The 26,475-nt window shown below is 35.7% G+C and carries 24 protein-coding genes; 7 read left to right on the forward strand and 17 right to left on the reverse strand.

Annotated elements, in window-relative coordinates:
- Positions 1–30: 30 nt before the first annotated feature.
- The 6 genes from LAB100_RS04285 to pth form a co-directional block, all read right to left on the reverse strand.
- Positions 31–447: a S1 domain-containing RNA-binding protein gene (locus LAB100_RS04285; RefSeq protein ID WP_119325770.1), complete on the reverse strand. Its 417-nt coding sequence runs from the start codon at positions 445–447 to the stop codon at positions 31–33.
- Positions 448–470: 23 nt separating this feature from the next.
- Complete coding sequence (locus LAB100_RS04290; RefSeq protein ID WP_119325769.1) at positions 471–863, reverse strand: FtsB family cell division protein; 393 nt, start codon at positions 861–863, stop codon at positions 471–473.
- Between the two features lie 97 nt (positions 864–960).
- Positions 961–1,200 (reverse strand): RNA-binding S4 domain-containing protein, encoded by a 240-nt coding sequence (locus tag LAB100_RS04295; RefSeq protein ID WP_119325768.1) that lies wholly within the window; start codon positions 1,198–1,200, stop codon positions 961–963.
- A gap of 2 nt (positions 1,201–1,202) precedes the next feature.
- Positions 1,203–2,759 carry a putative polysaccharide biosynthesis protein gene (locus LAB100_RS04300; RefSeq protein WP_119325767.1) on the reverse strand — a complete coding sequence of 519 codons (1,557 nt, stop codon included), beginning with the start codon at positions 2,757–2,759 and terminating at the stop codon, positions 1,203–1,205.
- 1 nt (position 2,760) lies between these two features.
- Complete coding sequence (mfd, locus tag LAB100_RS04305; RefSeq protein WP_119325766.1) at positions 2,761–6,282, reverse strand: transcription-repair coupling factor; 3,522 nt, start codon at positions 6,280–6,282, stop codon at positions 2,761–2,763.
- 21 nt (positions 6,283–6,303) lie between these two features.
- The gene (gene pth, locus LAB100_RS04310) at positions 6,304–6,861 is read right to left on the reverse strand and encodes an aminoacyl-tRNA hydrolase (RefSeq protein WP_119325765.1); all 558 of its coding nucleotides are present in this window, start codon (positions 6,859–6,861) and stop codon (positions 6,304–6,306) included.
- Between the two features lie 144 nt (positions 6,862–7,005).
- Between pth and LAB100_RS04315 the strand changes: the two genes are divergently transcribed.
- Together LAB100_RS04315 and cbpA are read left to right on the forward strand one after the other, a co-directional pair.
- Positions 7,006–7,989: an L-lactate dehydrogenase gene (locus tag LAB100_RS04315; protein WP_119325764.1), complete on the forward strand. Its 984-nt coding sequence runs from the start codon at positions 7,006–7,008 to the stop codon at positions 7,987–7,989.
- Between the two features lie 118 nt (positions 7,990–8,107).
- A complete protein-coding gene (gene cbpA, locus LAB100_RS04320) occupies positions 8,108–8,770 on the forward strand; it encodes a cyclic di-AMP binding protein CbpA (RefSeq protein WP_119325763.1) in 663 nt (220 codons plus the stop codon).
- 183 nt (positions 8,771–8,953) lie between these two features.
- On the opposite strand, the gene LAB100_RS04325 is transcribed toward cbpA, so the two are convergent.
- The 5 genes from LAB100_RS04325 to LAB100_RS04345 form a co-directional block, all read right to left on the reverse strand.
- Complete coding sequence (locus tag LAB100_RS04325; protein WP_126322024.1) at positions 8,954–9,154, reverse strand: hypothetical protein; 201 nt, start codon at positions 9,152–9,154, stop codon at positions 8,954–8,956.
- 174 nt (positions 9,155–9,328) lie between these two features.
- Entirely contained in the window at positions 9,329–10,441 is a 1,113-nt protein-coding gene (gene alr / locus LAB100_RS04330) for an alanine racemase (RefSeq protein ID WP_119325761.1), read from the reverse strand.
- A 1-nt stretch (position 10,442) separates the two neighbouring features.
- A complete protein-coding gene (gene acpS, locus LAB100_RS04335) occupies positions 10,443–10,802 on the reverse strand; it encodes a holo-ACP synthase (RefSeq protein WP_119325760.1) in 360 nt (119 codons plus the stop codon).
- Between the two features lie 316 nt (positions 10,803–11,118).
- Complete coding sequence (gene cshA, locus LAB100_RS04340) at positions 11,119–12,660, reverse strand: degradosome RNA helicase CshA (protein WP_119325759.1); 1,542 nt, start codon at positions 12,658–12,660, stop codon at positions 11,119–11,121.
- A gap of 83 nt (positions 12,661–12,743) precedes the next feature.
- A complete protein-coding gene (locus tag LAB100_RS04345) occupies positions 12,744–14,108 on the reverse strand; it encodes a UDP-N-acetylmuramoyl-tripeptide--D-alanyl-D-alanine ligase (RefSeq protein WP_119325758.1) in 1,365 nt (454 codons plus the stop codon).
- 90 nt (positions 14,109–14,198) lie between these two features.
- Between LAB100_RS04345 and LAB100_RS04350 the strand changes: the two genes are divergently transcribed.
- Positions 14,199–15,431 carry a multidrug efflux MFS transporter gene (locus tag LAB100_RS04350; protein WP_119325915.1) on the forward strand — a complete coding sequence of 411 codons (1,233 nt, stop codon included), beginning with the start codon at positions 14,199–14,201 and terminating at the stop codon, positions 15,429–15,431.
- Between the two features lie 23 nt (positions 15,432–15,454).
- On the opposite strand, the gene LAB100_RS04355 is transcribed toward LAB100_RS04350, so the two are convergent.
- From LAB100_RS04355 to LAB100_RS04380, 6 genes are all read right to left on the reverse strand, one after another.
- The gene (locus LAB100_RS04355) at positions 15,455–15,703 is read right to left on the reverse strand and encodes a type B 50S ribosomal protein L31 (protein ID WP_119325757.1); all 249 of its coding nucleotides are present in this window, start codon (positions 15,701–15,703) and stop codon (positions 15,455–15,457) included.
- Positions 15,704–15,803: 100 nt separating this feature from the next.
- Positions 15,804–17,300, reverse strand: coding sequence for a ribosomal protection-like ABC-F family protein (gene abc-f, locus LAB100_RS04360; protein ID WP_119325756.1), 1,497 nt, complete (start codon positions 17,298–17,300; stop codon positions 15,804–15,806).
- Positions 17,301–17,538: 238 nt separating this feature from the next.
- Positions 17,539–18,819, reverse strand: coding sequence for a UDP-N-acetylglucosamine 1-carboxyvinyltransferase (gene murA / locus LAB100_RS04365; protein WP_119325755.1), 1,281 nt, complete (start codon positions 18,817–18,819; stop codon positions 17,539–17,541).
- Between the two features lie 34 nt (positions 18,820–18,853).
- Positions 18,854–20,467, reverse strand: coding sequence for a CTP synthase (pyrG, locus tag LAB100_RS04370; protein WP_119325754.1), 1,614 nt, complete (start codon positions 20,465–20,467; stop codon positions 18,854–18,856).
- A 163-nt stretch (positions 20,468–20,630) separates the two neighbouring features.
- Positions 20,631–21,284: a DNA-directed RNA polymerase subunit delta gene (gene rpoE / locus LAB100_RS04375; RefSeq protein WP_119325753.1), complete on the reverse strand. Its 654-nt coding sequence runs from the start codon at positions 21,282–21,284 to the stop codon at positions 20,631–20,633.
- 46 nt (positions 21,285–21,330) lie between these two features.
- On the reverse strand, positions 21,331–21,771 hold the full coding sequence (locus LAB100_RS04380) for a YwiB family protein (RefSeq protein WP_119325752.1): 441 nt from the start codon (positions 21,769–21,771) through the stop codon (positions 21,331–21,333).
- Positions 21,772–21,826: 55 nt separating this feature from the next.
- Between LAB100_RS04380 and LAB100_RS04385 the strand changes: the two genes are divergently transcribed.
- From LAB100_RS04385 to mscL, 4 genes are all read left to right on the forward strand, one after another.
- Positions 21,827–22,639 carry a lipoate--protein ligase family protein gene (locus LAB100_RS04385; protein WP_119325751.1) on the forward strand — a complete coding sequence of 271 codons (813 nt, stop codon included), beginning with the start codon at positions 21,827–21,829 and terminating at the stop codon, positions 22,637–22,639.
- On the forward strand, positions 22,639–23,982 hold the full coding sequence (locus LAB100_RS04390) for an HD domain-containing protein (protein WP_119325750.1): 1,344 nt from the start codon (positions 22,639–22,641) through the stop codon (positions 23,980–23,982). The genes LAB100_RS04385 and LAB100_RS04390 overlap by 1 nt, the downstream gene beginning before the upstream one ends.
- Before the next feature lie 126 nt (positions 23,983–24,108).
- Positions 24,109–25,803 carry a glycerol-3-phosphate dehydrogenase/oxidase gene (locus LAB100_RS04395; RefSeq protein WP_119325749.1) on the forward strand — a complete coding sequence of 565 codons (1,695 nt, stop codon included), beginning with the start codon at positions 24,109–24,111 and terminating at the stop codon, positions 25,801–25,803.
- Positions 25,804–25,929: 126 nt separating this feature from the next.
- A complete protein-coding gene (gene mscL / locus LAB100_RS04400; protein WP_119325748.1) occupies positions 25,930–26,340 on the forward strand; it encodes a large conductance mechanosensitive channel protein MscL in 411 nt (136 codons plus the stop codon).
- The last annotated feature ends 135 nt before the right edge of the window (positions 26,341–26,475 follow it).

The raw sequence follows: 26,475 nt of genomic DNA on the forward strand, positions 1-26,475 counted from the left end.
CTGAGACATTGTCCCAACCTAGATAAACTATTAGCTACGACGTCCGCCGCGGCCACCACGCTTACCTTCAGTATTTTTCTTGATAACACTAAGTCTTTCTTCACTTTCTTTCATGAATCCTGACATCATATCATCAAAACTTTCTTTTTTGTGTGGTCTTGGTTTTCTATCATTAGAATCGTGTGAACGATGTGAATGATATTTTGGCTTAGGCTTGTCTGAAGCTTGTTTAATTGAAAGTGCAATTTTATGATCTTTATCATTAAGAACTAAAACCTTAACAGTATCGCCAATGCTTAGCACATCATGAATATCTTTGACATAACCATCAGCAATTTCACTGATGTGCACCATTCCGCTTTGTCCTTCTCCGAGATCTACGAACGCCCCAAAATTTGTAATTCCGGTAACCTTACCTTCTGTTTTAGCTCCTACTTCAACTGTCATCTAATTAAAAAATATTCCTTTCCCTATTTTTGAATCGTAGTGGTCTTTACATCATCAGGCAAATTATAAATTTGTTCACCAGGTTTGCTGTACATATATTTCTCGCGGATATATTTTTCCAAATAATTCGTGTCATGAAGTTGGTTAACTTCAAGTTTCAAATCACGTTGCGTCGATTTTTGCTTATCCAACTTCTGCTTGCTAACTTCTATTTGTTCCATTGTATTGGCATATGTTCGATGTGCATTAAAAATTTGAACGCCAAATACAACCAAGATAATCGCAAAAATAATTCCAATCATGGCCATACGTCTGCGATGAACGACCTTTTTGTGGTTATTGTGATTGGGATTAGGAGTTTGAGATTTTTTTGGTTGTAAGACAGAAACGTTAGAATTTAGTTTACGTACTTCCATACCACTACTCCCCTAGAAATGATTATCTTGAGTATAACAAGTTTAAGCAATTATTTGAATAAAAAAATTGTTAATTTTAATCTATTTCTAATTTTAATTAAACTTCTTCGTACATATCCATTGATTCATTTTTCTTAGTTGTTTCTTTAACATTAAGAATTCTAAGTTTCATAGTTTTCTCACCGAAGTGTAATTCTATTACGTCACCAACAGTCACGTCACTAGACGATTTGGCAACACGATCATTGATCAAAGCACGACCGTTATCAGCAAATTCTTTGGCAACGGTTCTTCTTTTGATAATTCTACTTACTTTTAAAAACTTATCTAATCTCATAATTAATCCTCAATTTTCATAAACTTTGTAATATATTTTCCCATGGGTAAAATTTCCCACTCTTCTTTAGTTAACATATGCCAATGTCTTGAAAGCTTCAAATAGATGAATGCTCCTATCGGAATAGCGATTATATTGATCAAAATTGTATTGGCCCGCGTCATCCCATAATAGCTTGCCAAAAACTTAACAACTATTTTAACAGCAATGGCCATTATCAAACCTGCCTTGATTAAATTGGAAGTAAACTTTTTATCCAAGGCTAAGAACTTCCTATCAAAGTTATAAATAATCAAAATTCCAAACAAGATAATACATTCACTCAAAACTGTTGCCATTGCACTGCCCGCAATACCAAACTTAGGTACCAAAATGATATTCAAGGCCGCTTTAGCGACTAACGACATTCCGAAGAGAATCAGCTTATGCCAATTTTTTTCATCATCACCACTAGTAACAGCAATCAATAAATTAATAAATGAAACAATCAAGATTGACAACATATAAATACTTAAGGTTCTTGAACCACTAGCGTCCGTAAAAAGCATCGTATTTACTTGTGGCATTAAGGCAATTAAGCCAGCCGTCTCAGCTACCGACAACCATAAGCAAACCCGCACCATTTTTTGAATGGTGTTTTTATTTTGTCTTAAACGATTCTTTTCTTTTAGTTGTGGCATAATCGTTGAAACAAAAGACAATGATAAAACAATTCCCAATTGCAATAACGGTTGTCCACGATCAAAGACGCCTTTTTGGATTTCCGCCTGACTTAAAGATATCCCCGAATGAACTAATAATCGTACCGTAGAAAAGGAATCAATGAACTGATAAAAAATCGTAATTCCTGTAAATACAACGATCAAAACAACTTCCAGAGCCAATCCATGTTCCAATTTAATCTTAGAATCTTCTGATGTTACCGTCTTGGGTTGCTTCAAAAAGGTCCAGATCAGGATACCAACCGCTAAAATGCCACCAATGAAGGCTCCTGAATTAGCCAACGTTCCCATTTGATAAACATTCAAAATTCCATGTCCAAACAAAAGTGCACTGCCAATAATGATGACAATACGGAAGAATTGCTCTGAAACTTGTGAAATAGCGCTCGGCGTCATAATCAAATCACTTTGGAAGTATCCTCGTAAACTGGCTTCAAATGGAACTAATAAAAATGTTAATGCAACAACTCTAACTTCCACGTACAACGCTGGATCACCCATCAAGAATGCTAAATACTTAGCTGAAAGCCACAGCATCCCTGTGATAATTACACATGCAACCATTAGAATAACAAAAGTTTTCTTTAATAAGTTATGCTTAGCTGCTAACGATTCTTGTTGTGCAAAAGTCTTAGATATTACTACCGGTAATCCTGAAAGTGCTAATACAGAAAAAATCCCATAAATTGGATAAACCTGCTGATAAATAAAATAACCACGATCCCCAACAATATTCTGCAATGGAATCCGATAAATAGCACTCAGTAGTTCTGAGAACAGTGAGGCAATCGTCAGAATCCAGGTCCCCTTAATAGCCCTAGACACTTCTTTTTGCATATTAGTTTTTAATTTTTTCTTTCTTTAAATTGTCAAAGCCCTTTGCCATCTTCTCAGCAAAAGTTTCGAGTTGTCCGAACCACTCATCCTTTTTGACACTACCTGAATCTAAAGTAATCGTAAATTCACCATTTCGATCGTTAACTTTAGCTTTCATTGTTGTATTGCCTAAGAACTTAAAGACCAAATCGCCAGTTAAATAGTCATTAGCTTTTTTAGAGAACTTGATAGCAATCATACCATTACGCATAACGACACTTTTGACTAACGATTCATCAAATGAATTCTTTAATAAACTAATATCTAACAAATTAGCGACTTCTACTGGATACTTACCAAAACGATCCAACAATTCTGATCTAACCTCTTGATAATTCTCCAATGAATCAATTTGTCTAATCCGTTTATATAATTCTACTTTTTGACGTTGATCAGTAATGTAATCTGCTGGCAAATATGCTTCCAAAGCCAAATTAACTTCAGCATTGGTTTTTTCAGCCTTTGTATGACCACGTTTTTTAGCAACGGCATCATTCAACATTTGTGTATAAAGATCAAATCCAACTGAATCAATAAAACCATGTTGCTGTTTACCTAAAAGATTTCCAGCACCACGAATGGATAAATCTCGCATAGCAATTTTGAAACCAGAACCTAATTCCGTAAAGTTCTTAATTGCTTCAAGACGTTGTTCACCAACTTCAGTCAAAACTTTATTAGGTCGATACATTAAGTAAGCATAGGCCACTCGATTTGATCGACCAACTCGTCCTCTAATTTGATAAAGTTGTGATAAGCCATAACGATCGGCGTTTTCAACAATCAAAGTATTGGTGTTCGGCATGTCCACACCGGTTTCAATAATGGTAGTTGTTACCAAAACATCATATTCACCCGCCAAATAATCGGCAATAACACCTTCCATTTGTGTTTCATTCATCCGACCATGAGCCGTAGCAATTCTTGCATTAGGAACCAGAGCCTGTAACTGATTAGCCACTTGGTCCATATCTTCTACTCGATTATGTAGATAAAAGACTTGTCCACCACGGGCCATTTCTCGCTTGATAGCTCCAGCAATCACTTCATAGTTTTGTTCCATAACATAAGTTTGAACTGGATAACGATTACTTGGTGCTGTTTCAATCAATGAAAGATCACGAACTCCTAACATTGACATATTCAAAGTTCTTGGAATTGGAGTAGCAGTTAACGTCAAAACATCGACATTAGCTTTTAATTGCTTAATTTTTTCCTTGTGTTTAACACCAAAACGTTGTTCCTCATCAATGATCAATAATCCAATATCATGGAATTTGACATCTTTGGAAAGTAGACGATGTGTTCCTACAATAATATCTAGCGAACCATCAGCTAATTGTTCAATCGTTTCCTTACTTTGCTTACGAGTTTGAAAACGTGACAAAACTCCAATGTTAACTGGAAAACCATCAAAACGATCTTTCATTGTTTCGTAATGTTGTTGCACCAATAAAGTAGTAGGAGCCAAAAAGACAACTTGTTTGCCTGCCTCAACTGCCTTAAAAGCAGCCCTTAAAGCCACTTCCGTCTTACCAAAACCAACGTCACCCACCAAAAGGCGATCCATTGGATGTGGTTTTTCCATATCACGTTTAATTTCATCAATTGACCGTAATTGATCCGGAGTTTCTGGATATGGAAAGGCATTGTCAAAGTCTGTCTGCATTGAATCATCTTTGGGAAAGGCAAAACCCTTCTCAGCTTCACGTTTAGCATAAAGATCAATCAAATCGTCAGCAATATCCTCAATATTAGATTGAACTTTACGTTTTGTTTTTTGCCATTCGTTACCACCAAGCTTATTGATCTTCGGTGATTTTCCTTCAGCTGAAACATACTTTTGAACCATATCCAGCTGTGTTACAGGAATGAACAATCGACCATCATCACGATATTCAATTGTTATATAGTCCTGATGCTTACCATCAACTTCCATCGTCTGCATACCAATAAACTTACCGATACCATGATTGACATGAACTACATAATCCCCAGGCTTCAATTCGTTATAACTCTTCAAACGTTCTGCATTAGCTAAAGTTTGATGACGACGTTTTTTAGGTTGACGATTGAACAACTCTTTTTCAGTAATTACTGCAAATTTTTCTTCTGGCATTTCAAAACCAGCACTCAAATTGGCATTCATAATCTGTGTTTGATTCTCAATCACTTTATCGCTTGTGGTCAAGATTGCCTTGATACCGAAATCCACCAGAGTATTGTTGATGGCATTGATTCGCTTTTCATTACTAATTGTCAAAATAACCGTGTATTCTTGCTTTTGCCAACGTTCGATTTCTGACTTCAAAAGTGGCATCTGACTAAAGAATTGTTGCATTGAACGAACCGAAACATTTTGCAACTGATTCAAACGAATATGTCCCATACCTTGTTGGAATGTTGAAAGATAAATCTGTCCATGCTGATCATCTTTGATATTTTCAATAAAGTCCTGACGAATCTTCTGTTCTGGCAAGGCTTTACCAAATTCCAACTGACTAGCAAGCCACGACTGATTCTCAGCCTTATTATCATTAGATTGTTCAATCAAACGATTATATTCATTGAAAACTACCAGATCATCTTTTTCTAAATAATCTAAAAGATTACTAGGATGTTCAAAAATATAGTCGGCAATTCTCCCAATATTTTCAGGACGCATCCCTTCCGATAATTGTTCAACCGTCTGACCAAAAGAAATTTCCAAATTATCTTTGGTTTCTTTATCAGCCGAATCTAATTGATTTTGATAACTCTTTTGTAATTTCTTTAAACCATTAGCAACTTGTTCATCAGTAACGATTCGATCATTGGCTGGCAAGATATCAATATCGTCAAGTTCTTCCATACTACGTTGCGTTTCGGTATCAAAAAACTTAATCTTTTCAACTTGATTGCCAAAGAAATCAATTCTAACCGGATTATCAACAGTCAGTGGATAAATATCGACAATATCCCCACGGATTGCAAAATCCCCGGGTTTAGCTACTAATTTCTCTTTGATGTATCCCATTTGGACAAATTCTTGATTCAATTTTTCCAAATCATATTCTTCATTAACTTTAATCTTTAATTGAGCTGCCTTAAAAATATCTTTAGCTGACAATTCATATTCCAAACCAGCTACTGAAGTAACCAAAATTCCCGGCTCATCATTTGCCAAAAAGCTCAATGAATCTAAACGCTGACTTAATTCATCTGGTGAACTAGTCGCTAATTCCGTTGAGATAGACTCTTCAACTGGAAAGATATGGACTGCATCGCTATCCAAGAGATTCAAATCATCATACAACTTATTTGCATGAAAATTAGTATTCTCCACCATCAGCATTTTTTTACCGGTTTGTTTTAATGTATCCAATGCAAAAAGGGAAATCGTTGATCCCGTCAAACCAGTTAAAAGATTTTTGGTATCTGGTTTGACCTGATTAATAAATTCCCCAAGGTCGAGCTTATTCGTAATGAAATTTACTAAATTCAATTTTTGCCCCCTTGCTTATTATTAATTGTATTTGTTCATTAATTGATCAGCTGTACTTCCAGCTACCCAGTCCTTCACCATATCAACAGCCTTGTCGATACCTGAAAGAGCTAGTGGCTCTTGATCTTTTGAAAAAGGTGTCAAAACCCAATTGACCACTGTTTGTTTAGCAGGATGTTGTATACCAATCTTAATACGACTGAAATCTTTTGTACCCACAGCAGAGATTATACTCTTAATACCATTGTGACCACCAGCAGAACCCTTTGTTCTTAATCTTACTTTACCAATTTCCATGTCTAGATCATCCTGAATCACCATTAATTCTTCAGGTTTAATTTGATAATATCCCATCAAGAAGTTCACTGCTCTACCTGATTCATTCATAAATGTTAAAGGTTTAACTAAGAAAACTGTTTCGCCGTCAACTTTGAACTTGCAATATTCAGCTTCAAAATCTTTTTTCATTTGTGTTTGACCGTATTCATCCATCAATCGGTCAATAGTCATAAAGCCCATATTATGTTTTGTACGATCGTATTTTTTACCTGGATTTCCTAAGCCAACAATTAGTTTCATATTAATACCTCATTTCGAATTTACATTATATCATGTTAATTTCACTAATTTTTCACTTTTTTCACAATCAACTTGTTAATTACCCTTAATTATTTGTATAATGAACCACGGAACATATTATTTTCGAAGGGATGATATTTTATAATGACAACTCCAACAAACGAAAAGAACCATCAAAAAGTACTTCTAGTTGGTGACGGTGCTGTAGGTTCAACATTTGCCTATGCAATGACACTTCAAGGTATTGCTCAAGAACTAGTTATCTGCGATATCGCTAAAGACAAGATTAAGGGTGACGCAATGGACCTTGCTGATGCAATTCCATTCTCATTCCCAAAGAACATTCACGCTGGTGAATATTCAGATGCTAAGGATGCTGATATCGTTGTTATCACAGCCGGCGCTCCACAAAAACCAGGTGAAACAAGACTTGACCTTGTTAACAAGAACTTGAACATCTTGAAGACAATCGTTGATCCTATCGTTGAATCAGGATTCAATGGTATCTTCGTAGTTGCTGCTAACCCAGTTGATATCTTGACATACGCTACTTGGAAACTTTCAGGCTTCCCTAAGGAACGTGTAATTGGTTCAGGTACATCACTAGATACTGCTAGATTACAAAAATTCGTTGGTGAAGAATTAGATCTTGACCCTCGTTCAGTTCATGGTTACATCATGGGTGAACACGGTGATTCAGAATTCGCTGCATGGTCACATCTAACAATCGGTGGCGTTACAATGGCCGAATGGATGGAACAACACCCAGAAATCACTAAAGATACTCTTGACAAGATTTACAAGAAGGTTGTTAACGCAGCTTATGACATTATCAATACTAAGGGTGCTACATTCTATGGTATCGGTACTGCTCTTGCAAGAATCTGCAAGGCATTGTTAGCTGATGAAAACACAGTTCTTCCATTATCAAACATGATGACTGGTCAATATGGCGTTTCAGACATTTATATCGGTTCACCTGCAATCGTTAACCGTAAAGGTCTAAAACAAATTATTGAAGTTCCATTGAATGATGAAGAATCAGCACAAATGAAGAAGTCAGCCGCAGAACTTGAAAAAATTCTTAAAGATGGTTTCGAAGCAACAGGTATCAAGGGTCGTCAATAATCCAAAATATCATGCATAAAAAAAGTCTGAAACAAATGAATAATTTGTTTCAGCTTTTTTTTTATTCCGAAGTACTGTATTATTAATTCAATTATACTTTGATTGGATGTGAATATATATGTTAGTTAAATCACTTGTACTTAAAAAGGACAAGCTTACAACAGTTAAAGAAACTGTCACACTTGAGGAAGCTTTGAAAGTTCTTGAAGATTCAGGTTATCGTTGTGTGCCAATTTTGGACGAAAGCGGACAGATATTTAGGGGTAACATCTATAAGATGCATATCTACCGTCACAAGTCACGTGGTGGCGACATGAGCCTTCCTGTTACAACTTTGATGAAGAATGCTACTAAAACAATTAGCGTTGACTCACCTTTCTTCAAGGTCTTCTTCAACATTAAAGATTTGCCATACATCGCCGTTCTTGACGAAAACAATCTTTTCTACGGTATCTTAACTCACTCAAGACTTTTGAGTATGTTGTCAGATGCATGGAACCTAGACATTAGTAGTTATGTTCTAACTGTTAGTTCTTCAGGTGACCGTGGTGATCTAGAAAAAATGTCAAAGATTTTTGCTAAATACGTTTCTGTTGCTGCTTGTATGACTTTGGATGCTAAGTCTAACGAAGTAGTTCGCAGAACTTTGTTCACATTGCCATCAGGAACCGATATTGATACCTTAAAAGAGATCATTAAACGATTAGAAAAGAAAAGTTTCATTGTTTCTGAAATTGATGACCTTAAATCTGGTAAAATTCTAGATAAGAACACATTGTAAGATTAACACCGAAAATTATTTGACCTTAAGGACATTTACGCAGCAAATATTTTTAAAGCAAATTATTCGGTCCCGTTTTATCTCCAATCGTTCTTAGTATTACAAGTTTCTAAATCAAAACCGTTTTTAAAACAAAACCAAAAATCCTTACTAACTGAGCTACGTCGGTTAGTAAGGATTTTTTTATTGTTTTATTTTAATAGTAATTTGATTGGAACAATTTAATTCTTCATCCACCGGATGTTCCCGAAAATATCTGAGTTGATATTTTTCCATTAAATTACGTTGCAAAGTATCTAAGTAAGGTCGATTTCGATTATTTTTAATTTGATATTTTTTATAATCACTATTTTTCATGAACTCATGCCATTGTTCGCTTATCATGATGGACACTTCTTTTCCACTAGTTTTCATTAAAATCCCAAATTTCGACTAGAGAATACTACCTTGAGGACTTAATAGACAACTAAAAAGGATTATGAATTTATATTCCATCCTACGCAACAAAAAAATTGTAATTAACAATATCAAAATGAATAACCTAGTCGGGAGCAAATATTATTTTTTATAAACTCGAGGTAATCTTTCACTCAAGCTACAAAGGATTTCATAATTAATTGTTCCAGCATACTTAGCAGCATCTGTTGTAGTAATCTCTTCATCGCCATCTTTACCCAAAATAGTAACCTTAGTACCAGTAGGCATTTCTTTAGGCAATCTGACCATGAATTGATCCATACAGATACGACCAACGATTTGGCAACGTTGACCATCGATCAAGACATCATTACCTTGCATTCTTCTTAACCAACCATCGGCGTAGCCAATTGGAACTGTTCCGATCCATTCATCTTTATCACTTGTATAAGTAGCACCATAACCAATACTTGTCCCGGCCTTAACTTTCTTTACAAAGACTAATTCAGAATAAAGGCTCAATGCTGGTTCTAAATCGTATGGCAATTCAGTAATATCTGTTTGAGATGGATTCAATCCGTATAATGCAATACCATATCTAACCATATTAATAGCCAAATCTTTGTGCCACAACGCTGTTGCTGAATTGGCGCAATGAACGTAAGTGAACTTAGTTGGCAAATCACTCGACATTTCTTTGAAACGTTGAACTTGTTTTTCAAAGTAATTTTCATCAGGACTATCGGCCGTTGCAAAGTGTGTGAACAATCCTTCAGGAACAAAGGCATCTTTATGGTCATTTAAAAATTCACATGCTTCAATTAAATCAGCCTTTTCTTGAAAACCAATTCGTCCCATGCCACTATCAATACCAATGTGAACCTTCAAATTAGTTACTCGTAGTTCTAAAGCAACCTTCAGCCAATTTAAGCTGCCCACAGTGACCGAAATATTAGCCCGTGCAGCCACTTTTGCATACTCGACGGGAATTATACCTAAAACTAAAATAGGAGCGTCTACGCCACTATTACGAATCTCTAAGGCTTCATCTAACGTTGCTACACACAAACCTGAAGCACCATATTCAATTTCTGATTTAGCAACACGAACCAAACCATGCCCATAAGCGTTAGCCTTCACTACTGCAAAGACCTTAGTACCTTCCGGTACAGAGTTTAATTCATTTTGAAGATTCTTTTTCAATTTTGCCAAATCTACTTCTACATAAGCTGGACGATGAATTGATGGTAACATTTTACTCTGCCTCCTCTAGAATAACTTCAGTTATTACTAGTTCATCTGTATCTGAAATAGATACATGAATATTACCTTTAAAAAGATCAGTCTTTATATAAGGCTGTCCTGACTGGTGATTCAACACACTTAAATCGTGAAAACCAATGCCAACTAGGCCGGTTCCCATTGCTTTTGTGAAAGCTTCTTTGGTTGAAAAGCGTCCAGTCAAATACGTCATCTTAGATTTTTCAGTATTTAAGGAATTAAAAACTGCCACTTCATCCTCATTTAAAATCTTTTCCAAAAATCGCGGATGACGACCATAGATCTTACGCACCCGATCAATTTCTGCTATATCAATACCTAATCCTTTAATCATATGTCATTTCTCACAATCTATTTTTTAGAGCTAAATTAAGACTAGCCCAATCCTTTATCTAAAGGACAACACACAAATAGTCACTCCCTGCAATTGAAGTAAAACACAGAAAGAGAATTTATGCAGTCCCATTTAACAAAAAAGCAAAACAAACTGTTGACTCCTATTCAAGCCTAAATCATAGCATTTTAAAATTACATTACAAGTTTTAATGAGCTACTGTTTGTCAGACCCCTCAAGTGTATTTTACTGTAAAAAAAAAGACAAAGTAAAATAATTTACCTTGTCTTAATTAAAATCTTTATTTATTTAATAATTACTTTTCTAGATTAGTTCTGATCTTGAATGACTTCTTGCTACGACCATTACGTTTGTTGTCATGTTCGCGACGTTTGCCACCTTTACGATCATCATGGTTACGACTTCCATGACTACCATCACGACGATCATTATTACGTCTGCGGTGATCGCCACCACCACGATTGCCGTTATTTCTACGACGACCATGGCCTGAACGACTATGACTAACCTTTCTTGATGGAAGTGGTCTTTCAGGAGCAATCTTAACAGGAACACTTTGTGCATCCTTGATAGCATCACTCAAGAAAATACGAGCAATATCTTCAGCAGAATATTCTGAAAGTAATTCTTGAACAGCTGAATCGAAACGATCCAAGTGCTTGTCATGTTCCAAGGTATCCTTGATATCTTGTTTAACAGCTTCAAGTTGTCCTTTAAGAACTTCTTTATCAGTTGGTGGAGCTAATGGTTCCATACGCTTCTTAGTTAGGTTTTCAATGGTACGTAAGTAACCCATTTCGTTTGGTGTAACGAAGGTTACTGACACACCAGAATGTCCGGCACGACCAGTACGGCCAATACGGTGAACATAACTATCAGGATCTTGAGGAATATCATAGTTATAAACATGTGATACACCAGAAATATCCAAACCACGAGCAGCAACGTCAGTTGCAACAAGGAAGTCTAATTTACCAGCCTTGAACTTACGTAATACGCTAGTACGCTTGTCTTGTGACAAATCACCATGAATACCTTCGGCATTATAACCACGGGCTTGCAAACCACGTGTCAATTCATCAACACGACGCTTTGTACGACCGAAAATCAATGCCAATTCAGGTGCTTGAACATCGAAAAGACGTGTCATCAAGTCAAACTTTTCAAATTCTCTAGCCTTAACAAAATATTGTTCAATCTTGTCAGCAGTTAATTCTTTTGACTTGATCTTAACAATCTTAGGTTCAGTCATGAACTTGTCAGCAATCTTCATGATTGGCTTAGGCATTGTAGCTGAGAACAACAATGTTTGATGTTGATTAGGAACGTTAGAAAGGATACTTTCGATATCCTCAACAAATCCCATATCTAACATTTCGTCAGCTTCATCAAGCACAACGGTTTTAACGTTATGCAATTTCAAAGTGTGACGGTTGATATGATCAAGCATTCTACCAGGAGTACCAACAATAACTTGAGGGTGACTCTTTAAGGCACGAATTTGACGTCTAATATCAGAACCACCATAGACACTTTGAACCTTAACTTTCTTTTTACTACCTAAACGATATAACTCTTCTTGTGTTTGGATAGCTAATTCTCTAGTTGGTGAGATAATCAATGCTTGGATATCGCTTGATTGAGTATCAACGGCATTTAGCAATGGTAAGCCAAAGGCTGCCGTCTTACCTGTACCAGTTTGAGCTTGTCCGATGACGTCATCGCCGCTCATAACTAGTGGAATAGTTTGAGCTTGAATAGGTGTAGTTTCTTCAAAACCGGCTTCGTCTACGGCACTCAATAATCTGGGATCTAAATCTAATTCTTTAAATTTCACAAATGTCCTCCATTTTTTAAAACACGATAAATAACAATTTGACTACTTTACCACGTTTTATACACAAACTCAAATGACAACTTCTACATTAATCCATGTAAAACGTTTTCTAAATGAATTCCATGACTTGCCTTTAATAAGACGGTGTCATTTGGCTTTAATTCTTTTTCTAAATCTTTGGTTAAATCTGTTAGTTGATCTTTTCCATACCAAAGAAGATCTGTTGAATCATACTTATTGTCAAGTTTGTCACGCAAATATTTCATATAATCGCCAACAAGATAGACCTTTGCAAAATTTTCTGCATCAATATGTTTTGCCAAAGATTCATGCAAGTCCTTGGAAGCATCACCAAGCTCTAACATATCACCTAGGACAATCAATTTTCGACCATCTGTTTTGATTTCTTTAAGACTGTTCAAAACTTCAATGGCTGCAGTTGGATTAGAGTTATAAACATCACTCAAAATATCGGCACCATTTTTTGCCTTGATCCATTCTGTTCTATTTTCCGTTACAAATAATTCACTCAAAGCTTCTTGCATAGCTTCTGGTTTAATATGAGAAATTTGACCAACCAATAAAGCTGCCAGAGCATTATTTACATTGTATTCACCCATCATTGGAATCTCAAATTCGAGGTCTGGCCATAGGTTAGTTGTAAATTTGGTAGTTGTTTTGCCTGCTTTTATTTCAGTAGCATAAATATTATTGCTATTGTGATTACCAAAAGTTAATTTATTTTGTTCAACTTTTTCTGCACGCTCCAGCAATAATGGTTCATCGCCATTAAAAATAAAAGAACCATCTTCTTGAAGATGATCTGTGATTTCCATCTTAGCATCAGCAATTTTATCTCTAGTACCAAAGAATTCGATGTGCGCTTCACCAATCATTGTAATAACTGAAATATCTGGGTTGGCAATACTACTCAAATGATTGATTTGACCAGGACGATCCATCCCCATTTCAACTACTAATACTTCCGTATTTGTCGGCATATTCAAAATAGTGAAAGGTACACCAATTTCATTATTGAAATTTTGCGGCGTCTTAGCAACATTATTGCTTGTGCTTAAAACTTTGGCAATCATATCCTTGGTAGTAGTTTTACCATTGCTGCCAGTTACAGCCACAACTTTGGGATTAACTTTATTCAAATAATACTTAGCTAATGTTTCAAACGCGTTCGAAACATTCTTAACGACAACATAAGGTATCTTGTCATTAGGAATATCATGATCGCTTTGCCAAACGGTAGCACTTACGCCGTTTTCAATTGCACTGTTGATAAATTCATGTCCATCACGTTCCCCCTGCAATGGAAAGAATAAATCACCCTTTTTAGCCTTACGACTATCGAAGCAAACTCCAGTTATTTCAACGTCTGCGACCTGGTCGCTTTGGATTTTCAATGCTGAGTAAACTTCTCTTAACTTCATCTTCATGAACAAACTTCCTCAATTTTAAAAAATTAAATTTATAAGATATAAATAAAAAAAGAGTATACTAAGATACTTAGAAAGGATTTGATGTATATGACATCTAATACAGAAAGTACTGCCGAGCCGAATAACTATTGGAAGAAAAACCTAATAGTTCTTTGGTTCAGTACCTTTGTATCAGGTATTGGCTTCAGTATGATAACACCCTTTATGCCATTATACATTAACCAGTTAGGCAATTTCACAAAAAGTCAGCTTGTCATCTGGAATGGTATCGCGTTTTCAGCGACATTTCTAGTCATGGCGATTATCTCACCAATCTGGGGAAAAATTGCCGATCGTAAAGGTCGGAAATTAATGCTGATTCGAGCATCTCTAGGTATGGCAATCGTGATTTTCCTTCAGGCCTTCGTAACTGCCCCTTGGCAATTAGTTGTTTTAAGACTCCTACAAGGTGTCTTCTCTGGATTCGTTAGTAATTCTAACACTTTAATTGCTTCCACAGCTCCTAGATCTGAAAGTGGAAAAGCCTTGGGTACTTTAAACACCGGTGTTATTTCCGGTACGCTTTTAGGACCTTTGGTTGGTGGTGTTATCGCTCAATACCTAGGTTATCGTATTCCATTTATGATAACCGGTTCACTGCTATTTTTAGCATTTATCTTGGTTACGATCTTTATCAAAGAAGATTTCAAACCTATTCCTAAAGGTCAAGAGGAGTCAACTAAAGAAATTTTCCACAAGTTGAAAAATCCTAATATGATCTTGGCTATGTTCATTACTACAATGATCATTCAAACCTCTAACAACTCGATCAACCCTATCATCAGTTTATACGTTAAACAACTGATGCATGGCTCTAGTCAAGTTACGTTAATCGCTGGTGTCGTTGCGGCTATGCCAGGTATTGCCAATATTATTGCTGCCCCAAGATTTGGCGCTCTAGGTGATAAGATCGGAACTGGAAAGATTTTAATCGGCGGTTTAATTTTTGCCGTTCTAGTTTATATTCCACAGGCCTTCGTCACCAATGTTTGGCAACTAGCTATTTTGCGTTTCTTAGTTGGCATCTCTGATGCGTGTCTAGTTCCACAAGTACAAACTATTTTGGCAAAATACACCGACCCTAAGTACACTGGTAGAGTCTTTGGATATAATCAGTCATTCCAATCTGTTGGTAATGTCTGTGGACCATTGCTTGGCTCTTCAATATCCAGCGCTTTAAGCTATTCAGCAGTCTTTTTGAGTACTAGTTGTTTAGCCCTGATTAACTTTGTTTGGGTATTTACACACCTGAAATCAAAGCATACGAAAGCAAAAAAATAAGCCATCCGAACGGATGACTTTTTTTATTTGTTTTGCAAGCCATATTTCTTGTTGAAACGGTCGATACGTCCATCTGCTTGAGCAAACTTTTGTTTACCAGTATAGAAAGGATGTGAATCTGATGAAATTTCAACACGAATTAATGGGTATTCTGTACCTTCATAATCAGTTGTTTCTTTTGAGCCCATTGTTGAACCAGCTAAGAATTTCTTACCTGTTGATGAGTCCATAAATACAACTTGGTGATATTCTGGATGAATTCCTTGTTTCATTCTATGTCGCTCCTTTGCCATAAGTCCTTAACGGAAATATAGATTAAATTACTAACAGTGTTTAATATTATCATGACTTAAGCAAATATTCAATACAATTCTAATAATGCAATTCGACTTTCTTTGTGGAAACTTCATCTATCAAATCTAAATCATGATCTATCAACAACATCGTTGGGTGTTGTTTTTTTATTGCATCAATTATTTGCTGGCGTGTAATAACGTCTAAATAATTCAAAGGTTCATCCCAAAAATAAAGGTTAGCCTTCTGTGACAAACTCAATGCTAAAGCTACTTTACGACGTTGTCCCTGAGACATGTTCTCTACTGGCTGTTCAAAAAGATATCTCTCAAATCCTAATTTTCTTAAATTTGAATAAACCATTTCTGGCTCGATCTTCTTATTCATCGCCAATTGTTTGATATTTCCCTGTAACTCATTATCTTGTGGCAAATATGAAATTTTTAAATTATTAGCCACAGTGATTTTTCCACTCTGTTTAAAAGGTTGTGGTAAACCTAAAATCTGTTTAAAAATCGTTGTCTTGCCGATACCATTTTGTCCCATCAAAGCCATAACTTGATTTCTTTTAACTTCAAAACTTACTTCTGGTGTAACGATATCTGCATGACTCAGTTGTAATTTATTAACTTCAACAAATACATCCGGATGATTTTTTTCTTCGTAATTTAAAACGATGGGCTCTTCAATTTCGATATTCTTTAGTAATTGTTGTTTCTCATCAATTGCTGAATCGACACGTTTAGCAGCTGTCTTAGCTTTTTTCATCATTTTAGCCGATTTATGTCCTAAGAACCCTTTATCCAAATTAACTTTTTCAGAATAACGATTTTTATTTTTCTGTGCCTCGGATTGATTGGACCAATTTTCACGTTTCACAGCTGTTTCATGCAGACGGTTGATATCTTTTTTCAACTGCTCCTTTTGCCCTAATTCATGCTTATCCTGTAATTCTTTATTCTCTTGCCATGTATCAAAATTGCCCTTATAGACGTCAACATTACTACGATTAATTGAAATAACATGGTCAATCACTGGATTTAAGAAAGTTTTATCATGACTAATAACAATAAAACCTTTCTTACTCTTTAAATATTCAGAAACAATTCGTCGTCCTTCAATATCCAAGTGATTCGTTGGCTCATCAATCAATTGAAAACCTGATTCATCAACGAATAAAATTGCTAATAAGACTTTGGTCCTTTCGCCTGGACTTAATGTGGAAAACTGTTGTTGCAACACTTCTTGATTTACTTGTAACTTATCCAATTCAATCTCAATCTTCCAAAGATCATATTCTTCCAATTGGGTTAGCTTTTTAACTACTTCAATTGTCGGAATATTTTTATCAACAACCATCTGTGGATAATAATAAAAATTAAGATTTGAAATAATTTGTCCTTGATAATCTAATTGACCTAACAACATCTTCATCAACGTCGTTTTGCCTCGACCATTACGTCCGATTAATCCTAATTTCCAACTTTCATCAATTTTCAAATTCAACGAACTAAAAAGATTTTCAACCATTTGGTCGTATTTAAAACTAACATTTTCTATTTGTATTGTTCCCATGTAAAAACACCCTCATTCAGGTGTAGGTTGATCGGCTAAAGTTATTTTGATACAAAAAAAGAACGCTAAACAGCGTCCTTATCTTTGTAAGGAAGCACTGTTGGAAAAATAAGCCAAATCAAACTACACACTATATTTCTATACTTGTATAATTTGGAATTTGAACTTATTTTCTCAACGGCGCACTTCCTCTCTCGTTTTAAGCTATAAATAAATTTATCAAGTTAATCCCTTAATGTCAAGACTCAACTAAATCGTCTTCACCAATCAATTTAACATCTGCGCCTAAACAATGTAACTTCCAAACAACTTGATCATAACCACGCAAAATATTTTCTGCATGGTCAATCACAGTTTGCCCTTCAGCCAAAAGTCCGGCAATCATCAAACAAGCACCAGCTCTGATTTCATCTGCGGATACATTAGCACCTTTTAACTTGGCACCACCATGAACAAAGATCAAATCATTTTCACTAGTGATATCAGCACCCATTTTATTCAATTGGGAAATATGTTTAACACGCTTAGGATAAATCGTATCAACAATCATTGCATCCCCACTAGCTCTCATCAAAAGTGGTGTGATCGGTTGTTGTAAATCTGTTGCGAATCCTGGATATGGCATTGTTTTGATATTAACAGCCTTTAATTCTGAAGATGGTTTGACGTAAATACTATCTTCGCCAACCTCTAAATTAACACCCATCTCATCTAATTTTGCCAAGAAAGCATCTAAATGTTCACTGATGATATTCTTTATTAAAATATCCCCACCATTGGCAGCAGCTAAACTTAAATACGTTCCTGCTTCAATTCGATCAGGAATAATAGTATGGGCATTATTTGAACGTAAGGTATCAACACCCTCAATACGAATGGTTTCTGTCCCAACTCCACGGATCACAGCACCCATATTGTTTAAAAATGTTGCTAAATCAATAATTTCTGGCTCTTTGGCGGCATTTTCAATAACAGTTGTCCCTTTAGCTTTTACAGCTGCCAAGATAACATTGATCGTTGCACCAACAGAAACCATATCTAAAAAGATCTTGGCTCCTTTAAGTCCTTCTTCAGGAGTAGTGATAATGATTTGCCCATGTTTGTTCTCAACGTGTGCACCTAATGCTTCGAATCCCTTGATATGTTGATCAATAGGACGTGGTCCAATATCGTCACCGCCAGGAAAACCGACTACAGCTTTACCGAATCGTCCTAGCATAGCGCCCATAAAATAATATGAGGCCCGCAAACTGCTTACTTTACCACTTGGTAATTCAGCAAATTGGATCTTTGTCGGATCAATTCGCAATACATCATTATTCATTTCTGAAGTAACGTTCATATCTTTCAAAATAGAACGTAAATTTTTTACATCTCTAATTTGGGGAACAGAATCTAACACTACAGGTGTATCAGATAAAATGGCTGCAGGAATCAATGCGACGGTACTATTCTTAGCCCCACCGATTGTCACTTCACCCGATAATTTCTTTCCACCGTTGATTACAAGTTTTTGCATAAGCTTTTTCCTAACTATATTTAACTACAGAAGATTACATATCTTCTTCTTCAAGGCCTGAAGCTGCGCCGATGAATCCCTTGAATAGGCCTTCTGGCTTAGTAGGTCTTGATAAGAATTCTGGATGATATTGAGCTGCAACGAAGAATTTGTTTTCAGGAACTTCAATAACTTCAACCAAATGATTATCTGGTGAAACACCTGAGAATACTAAACCAAGATCTTCGAATTGTTTACGATATTCATTGTTGAATTCGTATCTATGACGGTGTCTTTCTTGAATAACAGATTGATTGTCATAGGCAGCGGCTGCTTTTGAGCCTTCCTTTAGTTTACATGGATATGAACCCAAACGTAAAGTACCTCCACGATCTTCAACATCCTTCTTATCAGCCATGATATCAATGATCTTATGTGGAGCATTAGCATCTACTTCACCAGTTGTGGCATCTTTAATGCCGGCTACATTTCTAGCAAATTCAATACTTGCCATTTGCATACCTAAACAAATACCTAGATATGGTACATCATGTTCACGAGCATACTTAATAGTTGTGATCATTCCTTCTAGACCACGGCTACCAAAACCACCAGGTACTAGAATACCATCAGAATCTTTTAGATAATCAGCAACATTGTCCTCTGTAATAAGGTCGGCTGAAATCTTTTCTAGTTCTATTTCCGTATTATAAGCGTAACCTGCAGAACGTAGGGCTTCTGTCACAGAAATGTAAGCATCTTGTAACTTTGTATATTTACCAACTAAAGTAATTTTTGTCTTATGTTTCAAGTTATGTACACGATCAACTAACTTGTTCCAATTTTCCATATCTGCTTCTTTAGTATCAAGATGTAGATAACGACAAACGATATCATCAAAGTTTTGAGCTTGTAAGTTCAATGGAATATCGTAAAGTGAACTAGCATCACGTGATTCAATAACTGCTTCAGAATCAACATCACAGAATGATGCAATCTTGTCTTTCATATTTTGTGGCATTGGCAATTCTGTACGAACAACCAAAATATTTGGTTGAATACCGATTCCACGCAATTCCTTAACACTGTGTTGTGTTGGTTTTGTCTTCATTTCACCGGCGGCCTTCAAGTAAGGTACCAATGATGTATGAATATAAACAACGTTTTCTGAACCGACTTCAGCCTTCATTTGACGCAATGCTTCTAGGTATGGTTGTGATTCGATATCACCAACAGTACCACCGACTTCAGTAATAATAACGTCTGAATCAGTTGTTGTAGCAGCACGCATAATCTTTTGCTTGATCATATCTGTAATATGTGGAATTACTTGAACAGTTGCTCCGTTGTAGTCACCATGACGTTCGCGACGGATAACTTCTGAATAAATCTTACCTGTTGTAACGTTTGAATATTTGTTCAAATCGTTATCGATAAATCTTTCATAGTGTCCCAAATCAAGATCGGTTTCTGTACCATCATTTGTTACATAAACCTCACCATGTTGATATGGACTCATTGTTCCAGGGTCCACATTGATATAAGGATCGAATTTTTGCATTGTCACCTTTAGGCCGCGATTCTTTAATAATCTACCAAGGGATGCGGCAACGATTCCCTTTCCTAATGATGAAACGACTCCACCTGTAATAAAAATGTATTTAGTCATATTTTCCTCCACATATTAATTCTAGGGATTTCTCACTCACAAAATAAAAAAGTCCCCTATTCAGCATGAACAGGGAACTTGAAGTTGTCTATCTAATAGAGCCCGAACTATATAATACCGTGATATGTTCGAGTCGTCAAACTTTTAATTCAAAAAGTTAAACTTAATTTTTATCATCATCGTCATCTTCGACATCATCGTCGTCGTCATCATCATCGTCAGAAAGATCGATATCTTCATCATCATCGTCTGCATCAAACTCTGACAATTGACCTTCGATACCATCTTCCAAACTATCATCATGTTCGTCGTCGTCATCTTCGTCAACAGATGTTAAATCAGAATTAGTAAATTTAGATAAGTCTGGACCATTATCTGATGAACCATCACTATCGTCATCATCATCCATATCAGATACATCCAAATCACTATCATCGTCATAATCAACGACATCGTCATCAGTGTCATCGTCACTCAAGAAGGCATTAACCTTTTGAGCAGCTTTATGAGTATTTTCTGTACCGTTATCCTCGGGATGATTTACTTCTTCATCAACTGAGTCATATGGATACCACTTACGTAGACCCCAAACGTTTTCGCCAAGTGAAAGAAAACTACCATCATTATTCAAATCTGTATAGAATTGAGGAAGTGCTTCCTTGATTTCATCATCAGACTTGCCTAAGTAGTCTTGTATTTCATTAACGATGTCAGAAAAGTTCATTACTTCTTTTTTATTGTTATTTAGAATCTCATAGGCAACCTCAATCAATGAGAGCTCGTCTTTGTTTTGATCCTTGAATTTGTCAAACTTCAAACGTGTACACGTCCTTTCGCAGCGTCTTACTTATAATGATATAGACCTAAGCACTAAAAATCAATCTAAACTTATAATTACCTATTACATTATTATCGTAAATCAAGTCATAATCAATGTTTATTTTTCCAGAAAGTGGATTGCTTACAATTTCTACCTTGGAATCTTTCGTATATGTTTGCAATGGCAAAACACCATATTCAGTTTCCAAATGACCTGTATTATGTTTTTGATGGGTAAAGTATAATAACGATGCTAAGTTAGTTGCTTTGGCAACCCGTTTAACATGTATCTCTCCAGCATCAGTTATTTTAACTAAGATTGATGCGTGGTCATCATTATCTAGACTTTCTTTAAATCTTAAATATATTGAATCTCCAATTTGGATAAACTGACCAGGCTCTGAAATTTTTGTATGAGTTAATTCCCCAGATTGAAGAGTTTCAATATTTAACTCTACATTTACGTCAAAACTATTATTTTCCAATACCTACTGCCTCTACATGATAAAATTATATTAATTAATTAAAAGAAGTGATCAATTGAACAATACTATTATATTATACGACCAAAAAATAAGCTCTAACAAAGATATGCTTGTTCCATTTTCAGACACTGGAGCCATCCTAAAATTTGTTTCCGAAAATCATCAACCTGTAATTCATTTCTGGGTTACTCCCCCAACGGTAATCTTAGGCATGCAGGATAAACGTCTCAAAAACCTTCAAGCCGGATTAAATATGTTATCTGACAAAGATTATTTATTTTACTTACGTAATTCTGGCGGCCTGGGTGTTGTTACTGACGAAGGAATCTTAAATTGTACAATTTTTCTACCTGACAAGGACAACCTTCAAATTGACGATGCCTATGAGAAAATGTATTCCTTATTAAAACAAGCCTTTTCTTCTCAGATAGAAACTGGTGAGATAACTCATTCCTATTGCCCAGGTACTTACGACTTAAGTATCAACGGTAAAAAGTTTGCTGGTATTTCTCAACGTCGAGCTGGTAACGCTGTAGCAATTATGGCATACATTAGCATCAATGGTGATCAAAAGAAACGCAGCCAATTGATGAAGGATTTTTACGAAATCAGCAATTTTCCTAAACATGAACGTTTTACTTATCCAGATATTGATCTACATGCCATGGAAAACTTGGACCAGCTTTTGCAAACAAGCTTATCTATTGAAACAGCTAAACAAAAAATCATCGATATTTTAACTCAAGATTATCAAGTCAACAAAGAAGAATTTTTCATCATTCAAAATTCCTTACCTTATAAAAAAGCCTACAACGACACTTTAGTTGATCTGGTCAAACGTAACAAGAAAATATTGGAGGAAAAATAATGTCATACAACATCGAAATGTTACCTCGTGAAAAGGTCTTTCGCGATCCTATACACAATTATATCCACATTCAGCACAAAGTCATTCTTGATCTCATTAATACTAAAGAATTTCAACGATTAAGAAGAGTAAAACAATTAGGTACTTCTTCATTCACCTTTCAGGGTGCAGAACACTCACGTTTTACCCACTGTATGGGTGTTTATGAAATAACTCGCCAAATCTGTGACAACTTCCAAAGAAATTATCCTACTAAAGTTCCCGGCGATGGTCTTTGGGACGATAATGAACGCATAGTTGCCTTGTGTGCCGCATTATTGCACGATGTTGGACATGGAGCATACTCACATACTTTTGAACATATTTTTAATACCGATCATGAAATGTGGACTCAAAAAATAATTACCTCTCCAGAAACAGAAATCAATCACGTTTTACGCCAAGTTTCAGAAGACTTTCCCGAAAAAGTGGCTGGAGTTATTGCCCATACCTATCCTAACCCTCAAGTTGTTCAAATGATATCTAGTCAAGTTGATGCTGACAGAATGGATTACCTTTTACGTGATGCCTACTTTACTGGAACCAAATACGGAATGTTTGATCTTACTAGAATTCTTAGAGTTATGCGCCCTTATAAAGGTGGCATTGCTTTTGATAATGACGGAATGCATGCTGTTGAAGATTACATTATTAGTCGTTTTCAAATGTATCAACAGGTTTATTTCCATCCTGTTTCCCGAGGAATGGAAGTTGTTTTAACAAAGTTATTACAACGTGCTAAAGATCTTTATGAACATAATCATATGAATGGCTTTGAGATGCCAAGTTTATTAGTACCTTTCTTTGAAAATAAGGTAACCATCGACGATTATTTGCTATTGGATGATGGTATTCTCAACACTTACTTCACACTTTGGCAAAGCTATCCTGACGAAATATTAAAGGATTTAGCTTATCGTTTTCTTTCTCGTAAACCTTTCAAGTCAGCCGAATATGATCATAGAACTAAACACCTACTACCTGATTTAGCCAATATTGTGGAAAATGTTGGTTTTGATAAAAACTATTACACCGATACAAATACCAGCTTTGATTTACCTTATGATGTTTACGATCCTAACTCTAATAAGAGCCGTACCCAAATTGAAATTATGCAAGATGATGGTTCATTGATTGAACTTTCAACTGTTAGCCGTTTGGTCAATGCTTTAACTGGTAAAATTCTGGGAGACGAACGTTTTTATTTTCCTAAATCAATGTTAATGCAACCTTCTGATGATATCTTCAATGATGATTATCGTAAATTTCAAAAACATATCCACAATGATAAAATCATTCAGTAAAACGTTTTCAATTTTGATGGTATTTTATTAAAATAAAGCTAGTTCATTTTGATATTTAATTTGTGCAATTCCCGTTTTATGAGATTATGCTTATTTTGCTAAACATATGCACCAAAGGAGGATAACATGAAAGAATTTTCAGACAAAACTAGATCAAAAAATTTACAAGCTATGCAAGATACGACCCTAGATTTATTAGTAATTGGCGGTGGTATCACTGGTAGTGGTATTACTTTAGATGCTCAGAGTCGAGGCCTTCAAACCGGTTTAATTGAAATGCGCGACTTTGCTTCCGGAACCTCCAGTCGTTCAACTAAATTAGTTCATGGCGGATTAAGATATTTGAAGCAAGCTGCTATTAAAGAAGTTCATGAAGTTGGTAGTGAACGAGCTATCGTTTACAACAATGCCCCCCAAATCACCACACCACTAAAGATGATGCTTCCCTTTTATGAAGAAGGAACCTTTGGACCTTTCACTACTGCAATCGGATTAGATGTTTATGATCGTTTGGCCGAAGTAAAAAGCTCTGAACGAAAATACATGCTAAATTCACATGACACGCTTGAACGTGAACCCTATTTGAAGAGTGAGAATCTTAAAGGATCTGGAGTTTACGTTGAATATCGGACAGATGATGCTCGTTTAACTTTAGAAGTCGTTAAAAGGGCTAACGAATTAGGTGCTCTCATTGCTAATTACACTAAAGTAACTGGTTTACTATATGATTCTGATAATAAGATCTGTGGCGTCATTTTCCAAAACCTTATTACTGGATCTACTGGTGAAATTCATGCCAAAAAGATCATCAATGCTTGTGGACCTTGGGTCGATGAAATTCGTAAAATGGATAACTCTGATAAAAATAAACATCTACATCTAACTAAGGGAGTTCATTTAGTCATCGATCATGACAAATTTCCTATTTCTAATTCAGTCTATTTCGACACACCATTCCACGATGGCCGTATGATGTTTGCTATTCCTCGTGAAGGAAAAACTTACATTGGAACAACAGATACTACTTGGACTGATGATCCCAAGGAACCAAATATTACTGCAACTGATGTAACCTATATCCTTGCTGCAGCAAATCAAATGTTTGATCTTCCTCAATATCTAACACCTGACGATGTTGAAAGTGGTTGGTCTGGTGTTAGACCATTGATCCAAGAAGAAGGAAAATCACCTTCAGAGATTTCTCGTAAGGATGAAATATTCCAATCCGATTCTGGACTGCTTTCCATTGCTGGAGGAAAACTAACTGGTTATCGTAAAATGGCTGAGAAAATTGTCAATCGCGTTAGCCAACAACTAAATATTGAAGAAAATTATAAATACCAAGCTATCAAAACCAAAAATTTGATTCTTTCCGGTGGCGACGTCGGTGGTGGTAACGGTTGGATGGACTTCTTTGATCAAGCTGTTCATGAAGGAATTATTAATTATGATCTTGACCGTGAGGATGCTGAAAAATTAGTTCAACGTTACGGTTCTAATATCTATGATGTTTATGAACTATTACCTGACACCAAAACCAAATCACGTTTGCCAAGAATTGACTGGGCAATGCTCACTTATGGTCTTCAGGCAGAAATGGTTGAACATCCTATTGACTATCTTCTACGTCGTAGTAGTCAAATGCTGTTTGACATTAATCATATGAGAAGTATCAAAACTCCTGTTATCGACTGTATGACTAAATACTATAACTGGGATGATGATACTAAACAAAAAATGACCGACGAAGTAAATGAGAAATTAGCCTTGAGTAGCCTTGAAGCCGTTAAAGCTAAGTACGCAGATTACAAAAAGAAGTAATCCTGATTGCATCTCCATTAAAATTTCAATAAAAATTGATATAGCCACTTTAAAATTTTCCAATTTATAGTAAAGTGAAGGCTGTACTTTGAAAAACGTAATATCAATGAAGGAGATTTGGCGAGAATGCTCAAGGAATTCCAAGAATTTATTTCCCGTGGTACTGTTGTTGACTTAGCTGTCGGTGTTATCGTTGGTGCTGCTTTCAATAGTCTAGTATCAGCGATTACTACATACCTCTTAAATCCGCTAATCGGACTTTTTATTGGACAAATTGATCTATCAGATATGAAGTTCCAAGTTTTGGGTGCTAACTTTTTGATTGGTGATTTCATAAATGCTTTGATCAACTTTCTAATTATCATGTTTGTGGTCTTTATAATCGTTAAGATGATGAACAAAATGCGTCGAGATGGTTCACGTAGTAAGTTTGATCAAAATGGTGACGAAATCCCCGATCCACAAACTGAATACTTACAACAAATTCGCGACTTATTAAGATATCAACAGAGAAATAACCGTAATGATCATTATTAAAAAATAACGTCCATTAAAACAGGTATATTTTTATATACCTTGAATGATTTTCTAATAGACGTTATTTTTACTTTTAAATTAATTATTTATTACTAAAAGACCAGTGTAACAGCCATTTTATGACTATTGCACTGG

This window comes from Companilactobacillus musae (assembly GCF_003967595.1).
In the GTDB taxonomy this organism is placed as follows: domain Bacteria; phylum Bacillota; class Bacilli; order Lactobacillales; family Lactobacillaceae; genus Companilactobacillus; species Companilactobacillus musae.

Coding starts and splice junctions, on each gene's coding strand:
- LAB100_RS04390 (WP_119325750.1), top strand. CDS start 22,639: ATGTCATACAACATCGAAATGTTACCTCGTGAAAAGGTCTTTCGCGAT.
- LAB100_RS04285 (WP_119325770.1), bottom strand. CDS start 447: ATGACAGTTGAAGTAGGAGCTAAAACAGAAGGTAAGGTTACCGGAATT.
- LAB100_RS04350 (WP_119325915.1), top strand. CDS start 14,199: ATGACATCTAATACAGAAAGTACTGCCGAGCCGAATAACTATTGGAAG.
- murA (WP_119325755.1), bottom strand. CDS start 18,819: ATGCAAAAACTTGTAATCAACGGTGGAAAGAAATTATCGGGTGAAGTG.
- cbpA (WP_119325763.1), top strand. CDS start 8,108: ATGTTAGTTAAATCACTTGTACTTAAAAAGGACAAGCTTACAACAGTT.
- pyrG (WP_119325754.1), bottom strand. CDS start 20,467: ATGACTAAATACATTTTTATTACAGGTGGAGTCGTTTCATCATTAGGA.
- LAB100_RS04315 (WP_119325764.1), top strand. CDS start 7,006: ATGACAACTCCAACAAACGAAAAGAACCATCAAAAAGTACTTCTAGTT.
- abc-f (WP_119325756.1), bottom strand. CDS start 17,300: ATGGGAACAATACAAATAGAAAATGTTAGTTTTAAATACGACCAAATG.
- LAB100_RS04290 (WP_119325769.1), bottom strand. CDS start 863: ATGGAAGTACGTAAACTAAATTCTAACGTTTCTGTCTTACAACCAAAA.
- LAB100_RS04355 (WP_119325757.1), bottom strand. CDS start 15,703: ATGAAACAAGGAATTCATCCAGAATATCACCAAGTTGTATTTATGGAC.
- alr (WP_119325761.1), bottom strand. CDS start 10,441: ATGTTACCATCAATTCATCGTCCAGCTTATGTAGAAGTAGATTTGGCA.
- acpS (WP_119325760.1), bottom strand. CDS start 10,802: ATGATTAAAGGATTAGGTATTGATATAGCAGAAATTGATCGGGTGCGT.
- LAB100_RS04295 (WP_119325768.1), bottom strand. CDS start 1,200: ATGAGATTAGATAAGTTTTTAAAAGTAAGTAGAATTATCAAAAGAAGA.
- LAB100_RS04300 (WP_119325767.1), bottom strand. CDS start 2,759: ATGCAAAAAGAAGTGTCTAGGGCTATTAAGGGGACCTGGATTCTGACG.
- LAB100_RS04325 (WP_126322024.1), bottom strand. CDS start 9,154: ATGATAAGCGAACAATGGCATGAGTTCATGAAAAATAGTGATTATAAA.
- pth (WP_119325765.1), bottom strand. CDS start 6,861: ATGAAACTAATTGTTGGCTTAGGAAATCCAGGTAAAAAATACGATCGT.
- LAB100_RS04345 (WP_119325758.1), bottom strand. CDS start 14,108: ATGAAGATGAAGTTAAGAGAAGTTTACTCAGCATTGAAAATCCAAAGC.
- mscL (WP_119325748.1), top strand. CDS start 25,930: ATGCTCAAGGAATTCCAAGAATTTATTTCCCGTGGTACTGTTGTTGAC.
- LAB100_RS04395 (WP_119325749.1), top strand. CDS start 24,109: ATGAAAGAATTTTCAGACAAAACTAGATCAAAAAATTTACAAGCTATG.